Source organism: Stenotrophomonas sp. GD04054 (assembly GCF_029836955.1).
Classification (GTDB): domain Bacteria; phylum Pseudomonadota; class Gammaproteobacteria; order Xanthomonadales; family Xanthomonadaceae; genus Stenotrophomonas; species Stenotrophomonas maltophilia_A.
In genome coordinates this window covers 1-7,297 of record NZ_JAOECR010000092.1, presented here as the reverse complement: position 1 = coordinate 7,297, position 7,297 = coordinate 1, and the positions used below count along the sequence as shown (strand labels likewise).

Here is a 7,297-nt window from a genome sequence, read left to right as displayed (position 1 = left end):
CTACCGCGTTGGATGCCACCTGCCGCGTCCACCCGAACCGCTGCGCGGCCCAGATCTCCAGCGCCACCAGCAGCGCGATGATCAGCAACGGCAACAGCAGCCCGAAGTACACGCCGGGCATCATGCTGTTGATCTGCGCCTTCACCAGTCGCAGCACGCCACGGGTGTGCAGCAGCTCATCCACATGCATGGTCAGCGCCTCGCGCACCACCTTGGGCTCCAGGCCGAGCGTGCCGGCCTTGTCCACCAGCGTGTCTTCCACCATGCCGCGCAGCAGGCCTTCGCGCACTTTGCCGATCACCCAACCGGTGCCGCGCGCCAACGGGCCGTTGCCAAGACGATCAAGACCGGGCAACGGATGTTCGCTGAGGTAGGCCGAAGCGATGGTATCGGCCACATCCCCCACCGTGCCCTGGCTGCGCAATGCCTCGCGCATGCGCGGGTCGTCCAGCGAATCGGTGAAGCCTTCGCTCCAGCCTTCCACCAGGGTCTGCAGGTGCGGCTGGAAATGATCGAGCTGCTTGAACAGCGCGCGGTGCGCGCCAGCAGTAAAGCCCAGCTGCAGGCCGAAGAAGGCGGTGGCCAGCGGTAGCAGCACCACGTAGCTGGCCAGCAGCCAGTGATGCCAGCGCTTGCGCCGCTGCAGCCAACCGCGGCGGTGCAGCCAGCGCCAGGCAAAGATGCCCAGCACCAGGCCCAGCAGCGTGCCGAGCAGGCTGCCGCCCACCAGGTCGAGCACGCTCAGGCCCGTCCAGAATTCGTTCAACCAGTACTGCGTGTCCTGCATGGGTCTTCCTTCCGTGGATGCGGCTGCGCCTGAAATGCCAGCCAGGTAGAGTCGACTGTCAGTCGACTATCGCGCGCAGCGCGGGGGTTTCCGGCATCGCGCCAAGAGCAGTTGACTGACAGTCGACTCTACCAAAGCGAAAGCCTCCCGGCCCGGAGCACGCCAAGCAATGCGACAATCGCGCTCCTTTCCTGCAGCAACGAGGGCCACATGGCCAAACTGACCCTGGCCAGCGTGGATGCGCTGCGTACCCGCTTTGCCGATGACGCCGCCTGCGACGCGGCACTGGCCGCCTTCGCCGACACCGCTGCCCTGCGCGTACCGCTGCGTGAGCTGGTGGAGGCACAACACCGCTACCTGCAGGCCGAATTCGAAGTGGCACAGGTGGCCGATGTGCTGCGCCGCGACCAGAAGTACGCGCCGGTGGGCCGGCCTTCGATCAACATCGTGCAGCTGCGCAAGCAGCAGGCCGCGACCAAGCAGGCCGCGCTGATCGCACGTCAGGTGGTGGCGCAGGCCGCGCAGACCTTCGTGCGCGTGAGCGGGCTGGCGGTGAGGGCCAAGCAGAGCCCGAGCGAAGCGTGCGTGGCATGGTTGGGCGCGCTGCGCTGAGGGATCGTGCGGACCAACGGTCCGCACCCACCAGATGCAGGTCCGCACCTACCAGATGCAGGTTGGCACCTACCGGGTAGTGCCGGCCGCTGGCCGGCAACCCCATCAGCATCGGGCACCTAGCATGCAGCCGGCCAGCGGCCGGCTCTACCAGAACCCAAAAAGAAGGCCCGCTTTTCAGCGGGCCTTCTGCCTTCTCACGACGAGTGAGTGCGGTGCATCAAGCCGCCGGCTTTTCGCCGGTGGCTTCGGTGGTGATGCGGATCTTCACTTCATCGCTGACGTTCGGGGCATACGCGCCGACGCCGAAATCGCTGCGCTTCAGGGTGGTGGTGGCATCGAAGCCGGCGGCCGGAACCTTGGCCATCGGGTGCTCGCCGCCGCCGTTGACGGTGACGTCCAGGGTGACCGGCTTGGTGATGCCCTTGATGGTCAGGTCGCCGGTGACGGTCAGCTTGTTGGTGCCAGCGGCTTCCACCTTGGTGCTCTTGAAGGTGGCATCGGCGAACTTGGAGGCGTCGAAGAAGTCGGCGCTCTTCAGGTGCTCGTCGAACTTGGCGGTGAAGCTGTTCAGGCCGCTCAGCGGCAGCTTCACTTCCACGGTGGACTTGGTCACGTCTTCGGCGTTGTACACCAGGGTGCCTTCAACGTTGCCGAAGTGCGCGCTCGGGTTGGAGAAGCCGAAGTGGCTCCACTGGGCCAGCACGTCGGTGTGGGTCGGGTCCAGCTTGTAGGTGCCCGAGGCGATCTTGATCGCTTCGGCGGCCGGCGCAGCGGCAGCGGCATCGGCAGCCGGGGTGGCAGCCTGTTCGGTGGTGGCCGGGGCGGCAGCGTCAGCAGCCGGGGCAGCGGTGTCGGCCGGCTTGGAGCAGGCGGCGATGGCCAGGGTCAGGGCCAGCGGCAGCAGCAGTTTACGGGTGGCGCTCATCTGAGGAACTCTCCGGATCGTAGGGTGGGTACACGGTGCAGCAAGAGCCTGCCACGGGACGGCAGGCCCGAAACCGATACAACGACTTACGCGATGCGCGCCGCTTCGTCGAACGACAGGCGCGGCAGACGCGGGAACAGGCCCGCCGAGTCACCGTAACCCAGGTTGACCAGGAAATTCGACTTGATGGAGGTGCCGGCGAAGAAGGCTTCATCCACCTTGGCGGCATCGAAGCCCGACATCGGGCCGGCATCCAGGCCCAGCGCGCGTGCGGCCAGGATCAGGTAGGCGCCCTGCAGGCTGCCGTTGCGGATGGCGGCTTCGTGGCGGCCTTCCTGCGGGCCGTCGAACCAGGCCTTGGCATCGGTGTGCGGGAACAGGTACGGCAGCTTCTCGTGGAAGTCCAGGTCGAAGCCGATGATGACGGTGACCGGGGCGGCCATGGTCTTGTCGTGGTTGCCTTCGGACAGGGCCGGGGCCAGCTTGGCCTTCGCGTCCTTCGAGGTGACGAAGACGAAGCGGGCCGGCGTGGTGTTGGCGGCGGTCGGGCCCCACTTCACCAGGTCGTACAGTTCCTGCAGCAGGCTGGCCGGGACCGGCTTGTCGAGGAAAGCGTTCTGGGTGCGGGCAGTACGGAACAGCTGGTCGAGGGCAGCAGCGTCGAGCGCGTGGGACATCGGTGGATCTCCAGGGCGGCTAAGGGAAGTCAGTGCCCGCGGGCGGCGCGGGGCGAAACGACGAGCCGCAGTGTAGAGTGTCGCGACTGTTGCAACACCCAGCAGGGCTGAAACGAATTAATGCCACAGGTGAAACGATCGAGCGCGCCCTGGACGGTCACGGACGGCCGTGCGGGCAATGTCCGCCAGGCGGTCGCGCTGGCCTCTGCGCTGCGCCAGGGCACCCATCGGCCGCTGGTCCTGCAGCCCCGCGCACCCTGGCGCTGGCTGTCGCCGCGGCGGCTGCCCGGTGATGTGAACGGCTATGGCGAGGCATTCGCGACGCTGGCCGCGGACGCACCGCCGCTGGCGATCGGCTGTGGCCGTCAGGCCGCCGGCGCACTGCGCGTGCTGCGCGCACGTGGCAGCCAGGTGGTGCAGATCCTCGACCCGCGCATCAATGCCCGCCACTGGGACATGGTGGTGGTGCCCGAACACGATGCCCTGCGTGGCAGCAACGTGCTGACCTTGCTCGGCAGCCTCAATCCGGTGGACGATGACTGGCTGGCCTGGGGCCGCGCCGCGTTCGCCGGCTTCAGTACCCTGCCCGGCCCGCGCACCGCGCTGCTGGTGGGCGGGCCGACACCGCTGGCGCCCTGGGACGAGACCGCGATGGTGGGCGTGTTCCAGGCGTTGGCCGAGCAGATCCGCAGCGAGGGCGGCAGCCTGCTGGCCACGACTTCGCGGCGCACGCCACCGGCCTTGGCCGAGATCCTGCGCGCGACGTTCGCCGACCTGCCGCACGTGATCTGGGGCGACGGCGGCGACGGTACGAATCCTTATGGCGGCCTGCTCGGCTGGGCCAACCGCGTGGTGGTCTCGCCCGATTCGGTGAACCTGCTGTCTGAAGCCTGCGCCACGCGCATGCCGGTGATGGTGGCGCTGGCCGATACCGTGCAGGGGCGGCTGGCGCGCTTCCAGCAGCAGCTGCGCGAGCGCGGCCGGCTGCAGGCGCACTGGCTGGACTGGCAGTACGACCGCATCGAGCCACTGCGCGAGACCGCGCGGATCGCGGCAGAAGTGAAACAGCGCCTGGCATTGGGGTAGTGCCGGCCGCTGGCCGGCAATCCTCGGCGCCTGGCATCACGGTAGTGCCGGCCGCTGGCCGGCAATGCTCTACGCGCTACCGAAGATCCTGACATTGCCGGCCAGCGGCCGGCACTACCGGGGTGCCCAGCGTTTTCTGAACATTTCGATCCGGTACCGCGGTTAGAGTCCAGCTTCCCCCATCACTCTGAACGTCTTCATGCGTACCTTGCTCCTGCTGCCCCTGGCCCTGGCCCTGCTCGCTGCCTGCTCCACCACGCCCACCGAGCTGGATCCGATTTCGTATCAATGCCAGCAGCAGTTGGACGCGTACCGCGAACAACCGGCGCTGCGCGATCCGAAGGGCCAGCGCCCACCGCTGCCGGTGGCCCCGATCAGCGATGCCTGCGACAAGGAGCTCCAGCGCAAGGGCGTGGATCGTCCCCTGCGCTGAGCAGCGTATGATCGGCGTGCGGGCCTGCCCGCCGTTGAAGGTATCGACATGGATCGTTTCTCCCGACTGCCGCGCGCCGCGCTGCTGATCGCCAGCCTGCTGGCGACCGCACCGGCCTGGGCCAACAGCACCGAATGCCGCGAGCGCTACCCGAGCGTGGCCGCGCAGGCGGCGATGCTGGACGTGGCCTGGACCACCGCTGAGCGCCTGGACGCGCTGCCCGATGTGGACGTGGTGGTGGCCGCGCGCGGTGGCCAGGACCTGAGCCGCTACGGCCTGCGCCACAGCCACCTGGCCTTCCTGGTGCGTGAGGACAATGGCCGCTGGCGCGCGATGCACCTGCTCAACCGCTGCAAGACCGACAGCTCGCAGCTGTACCACGAAGGGCTGGGCAACTTCGTCGGCGAGAGCGGCGGCCATACCGACCTGCGCATCGGCGTGCCCTCGGCGCCGCTGCGTACCGCGTTGAAAGCGATGCTGGTGTCGCCGTCGATCCAGCCCAAGGCGCTGCACGAAACCAAATACAACGTGGTTGCCTACCCGTTTGCCACCGACTACCAGAACTCCAACCAGTGGGTGCTGGAGGTGCTGGCCGCGGCGATGGCGCAGACCGAAGGCGCGCCGGCCATCGTCAAGCGCGAACAGGCGCAGCAGTGGCTGCGCCAGCAGAAGTACCAGCCCAGCGTGCTGCATATCGGCCTCGGCAAGCGCGTGGGTGCGCGCCTGTTCGTGGCCAACGCCACCACCACTGACCATCCGGCCGGCGAGCGCATCTCCGGCAACTATTCGGTGGTGACGGTGGAATCGGTGTTCGACTTCCTGCACCAGCGCAGCCAGCTGCAGCAGGAACTGGTGATCCCTCACGTGCCGGTAGCTGGTGCTGCCGCCGCCACGCCCTGAATCCAGCAAGGAGAACGACATGCGTACCCTGCCCGCCGTCCTGATGCCGATGCTGATCGTCGCAAGCCTGGCCTGGTCCACGGCCGCTCATGCAGAGCGCCGCATCGTGATCATCCACGACCCGGGCCCGCAGGGACCGAGCCTGGAGATGTCCACGCAGATGGTGACGTCGGCCCGCGCGGCGGCGGCGAAGGAAGCCCAGGATGCCGCCGACGCTGGCCAGCCGCTGGCCCGCCCGCAGCAGATCAAGCTGCCGCAGATGCAGGTGAGCGCGATCGCCACCACCGTGGATGGCCGCCGCGAAGTGCTGCTGCGCGATGCCAACGATCCGCAGAACACCGCATCGATGCAGTACCCGCGCGGCATCGGCGATCCCGCCGTGCAGTTCACCGTGGGCCAGACCGTGAACTTCGAACCGACCGGCGCCGACCAGGGATGGCAGTTGAAGGACAACCAGGGCCGTCCACTGGAATATCTGCCCGAGGCCACCGGCCCGCGCGACATCTTCGATACCCGGCGCTGAGCCGCCGTCCCCACCCTGACCAGGAGGTCTCCATGTTCCGTTGCCTGCGCGTTCCCGCCACTGCCCTGCTGCTTTCGGCGCTGGTGGTGCCCACCGTCCATGCCGGCGCCGCGCCGCAGTTGAACAGCGGCCAGACCAGCGTGCTGGTCACGTCGCTGATCGTGCTGTCGATTCCGTTGGCCACGGCGATGGGACTGGCCGAACTGTCCAAGGCCCCGTTCAAGGCCAGCGAGCGCAACGGCAAGGTCGCCGCACGCACGCCGGCGGTGCCGCTGCCACCGATGGAAGTGAAGCAGGTCGCCACCACGCCAGCCGGTGATCGCCAGGTGCACCTGCAGGTGCCCGGCAAGGCCGACCAGACCGCAACGCTGCAATGGCCGGCGGCTGCAGGCGATGACCCGATTGCCGGTTTCGTCGTCGGCCAGCAGGTGCGCTTCGACCCGACCGACGCGGGTGCCGGCTGGACCGTGAAGAGCGCGCAGGGCCAGGCGCTGGCCTATGTGCCGACCGCCTATGCCGCCGGCGATGTGATGAGCGAAACGCTGTAAAGCTGAACGGCCGGTTTTGGCATTGCCGCGGGCCGGGCGGATAATGGGCGATCCCCTTTGTCCCCCTGGCTCGCCATGTCCGTGCGTCCTGCCCCTGTGTTTGCCCCGTTGACCGCCCGCGCCCTGGTGCTGGCGGTACTGGCCATGGGCGCGGTGGTGCTGCTGTCCAACGTACTGGTGCAGTACCCGATCAACGATTGGCTGACCTGGGGTGCCTTCAGCTATCCGGTCGCGTTCCTGGTCAGCAACCTGATCAACCGCCGCTTCGGCCCGGGCCCGGCCCGGCGCGTGGCGTGGATCGGTTTCGCGGTGGCGGTGCTGCTTTCGATCTGGGTGGCCACCCCGCGCATCGCCATTGCCTCGTGCTCGGCCTTCATCGTGGCCCAGCTGCTGGACATCACCGTGTTCGACCGCCTGCGCCGTGGCAGCTGGTGGCGCGCACCGATGGTGGCCACCACCTGCAGCGCGACGGTGGATACCACCATTTTCTGGTCGATCGCGTTTGCCGGTTCGACCCTGCCGTGGGTGAGTTGGGCCGCTGGCGACCTGGCGGTGAAGCTGGCGATCGGCGTCTGCCTGCTGGCCCCGTTCCGCGCGCTGTTGTGGAAGATGGCGCCGCTGCGCACCACCAGCTGACCGTCGTTGCTCTGGTAGGTGCCAACCTTGGTTGGCACACACCTTGAACCCGGTGGGTGCCGACCGTTGGTCGGCACGCCCTGCAGAACCCATCGCTGCCGACAGATTGTGCCGACCAACGGTCGGCACCTACCAACGGCGACCATCGCCGAGCCATTGATTGGGTA

10 protein-coding genes are annotated in these 7,297 nt (G+C 67.9%); 7 read left to right on the top strand and 3 right to left on the bottom strand.

Annotated elements, in window-relative coordinates; genetic code table 11:
* Positions 1 to 787, bottom strand: a 787-nt coding sequence (locus N7573_RS22095) for a hypothetical protein (protein WP_279943290.1), incomplete at its 3' end; no start/stop codon positions are given.
* Between the two features lie 210 nt (positions 788 to 997).
* Between N7573_RS22095 and N7573_RS22090 the strand changes: the two genes are divergently transcribed.
* Positions 998 to 1,399 (top strand): hypothetical protein, encoded by a 402-nt coding sequence (locus N7573_RS22090; RefSeq protein WP_197616189.1) that lies wholly within the window; start codon positions 998 to 1,000, stop codon positions 1,397 to 1,399.
* A gap of 220 nt (positions 1,400 to 1,619) precedes the next feature.
* Here the strand turns inward: N7573_RS22090 and N7573_RS22085 are convergent, their stop codons facing one another.
* Together N7573_RS22085 and N7573_RS22080 are read right to left on the bottom strand one after the other, a co-directional pair.
* Positions 1,620 to 2,327, bottom strand: coding sequence for a YceI family protein (locus tag N7573_RS22085; protein ID WP_132808959.1), 708 nt, complete (start codon positions 2,325 to 2,327; stop codon positions 1,620 to 1,622).
* An 86-nt stretch (positions 2,328 to 2,413) separates the two neighbouring features.
* A complete protein-coding gene (locus N7573_RS22080) occupies positions 2,414 to 3,004 on the bottom strand; it encodes a malonic semialdehyde reductase (protein ID WP_279914024.1) in 591 nt (196 codons plus the stop codon).
* A gap of 120 nt (positions 3,005 to 3,124) precedes the next feature.
* On the opposite strand from N7573_RS22080, the gene N7573_RS22075 reads away from it, so the two are divergent.
* From N7573_RS22075 to N7573_RS22050, 6 genes are all read left to right on the top strand, one after another.
* On the top strand, positions 3,125 to 4,090 hold the full coding sequence (locus N7573_RS22075; protein WP_049421168.1) for a mitochondrial fission ELM1 family protein: 966 nt from the start codon (positions 3,125 to 3,127) through the stop codon (positions 4,088 to 4,090).
* Positions 4,091 to 4,289: 199 nt separating this feature from the next.
* A complete protein-coding gene (locus tag N7573_RS22070; protein WP_279913997.1) occupies positions 4,290 to 4,523 on the top strand; it encodes a hypothetical protein in 234 nt (77 codons plus the stop codon).
* 48 nt (positions 4,524 to 4,571) lie between these two features.
* The gene (locus tag N7573_RS22065; RefSeq protein WP_279913998.1) at positions 4,572 to 5,423 is read left to right on the top strand and encodes a DUF2145 domain-containing protein; all 852 of its coding nucleotides are present in this window, start codon (positions 4,572 to 4,574) and stop codon (positions 5,421 to 5,423) included.
* Positions 5,424 to 5,442: 19 nt separating this feature from the next.
* Positions 5,443 to 5,946 carry a hypothetical protein gene (locus N7573_RS22060; RefSeq protein WP_004139502.1) on the top strand — a complete coding sequence of 168 codons (504 nt, stop codon included), beginning with the start codon at positions 5,443 to 5,445 and terminating at the stop codon, positions 5,944 to 5,946.
* A gap of 32 nt (positions 5,947 to 5,978) precedes the next feature.
* The gene (locus N7573_RS22055; protein WP_279914000.1) at positions 5,979 to 6,494 is read left to right on the top strand and encodes a hypothetical protein; all 516 of its coding nucleotides are present in this window, start codon (positions 5,979 to 5,981) and stop codon (positions 6,492 to 6,494) included.
* A gap of 75 nt (positions 6,495 to 6,569) precedes the next feature.
* The gene (locus tag N7573_RS22050) at positions 6,570 to 7,130 is read left to right on the top strand and encodes a queuosine precursor transporter (protein ID WP_004139497.1); all 561 of its coding nucleotides are present in this window, start codon (positions 6,570 to 6,572) and stop codon (positions 7,128 to 7,130) included.
* Positions 7,131 to 7,297: the final 167 nt, after the last annotated feature.

Excerpts from the sequence above, each read along its gene's own strand:
- N7573_RS22060 (WP_004139502.1), top strand. The coding sequence starts at position 5,443 with ATGCGTACCCTGCCCGCCGTCCTGATGCCGATGCTGATCGTCGCAAGC.
- N7573_RS22055 (WP_279914000.1), top strand. The coding sequence starts at position 5,979 with ATGTTCCGTTGCCTGCGCGTTCCCGCCACTGCCCTGCTGCTTTCGGCG.
- N7573_RS22070 (WP_279913997.1), top strand. The coding sequence starts at position 4,290 with ATGCGTACCTTGCTCCTGCTGCCCCTGGCCCTGGCCCTGCTCGCTGCC.
- N7573_RS22065 (WP_279913998.1), top strand. The coding sequence starts at position 4,572 with ATGGATCGTTTCTCCCGACTGCCGCGCGCCGCGCTGCTGATCGCCAGC.
- N7573_RS22050 (WP_004139497.1), top strand. The coding sequence starts at position 6,570 with ATGTCCGTGCGTCCTGCCCCTGTGTTTGCCCCGTTGACCGCCCGCGCC.
- N7573_RS22085 (WP_132808959.1), bottom strand. The coding sequence starts at position 2,327 with ATGAGCGCCACCCGTAAACTGCTGCTGCCGCTGGCCCTGACCCTGGCC.
- N7573_RS22090 (WP_197616189.1), top strand. The coding sequence starts at position 998 with ATGGCCAAACTGACCCTGGCCAGCGTGGATGCGCTGCGTACCCGCTTT.
- N7573_RS22075 (WP_049421168.1), top strand. The coding sequence starts at position 3,125 with ATGCCACAGGTGAAACGATCGAGCGCGCCCTGGACGGTCACGGACGGC.
- N7573_RS22080 (WP_279914024.1), bottom strand. The coding sequence starts at position 3,004 with ATGTCCCACGCGCTCGACGCTGCTGCCCTCGACCAGCTGTTCCGTACT.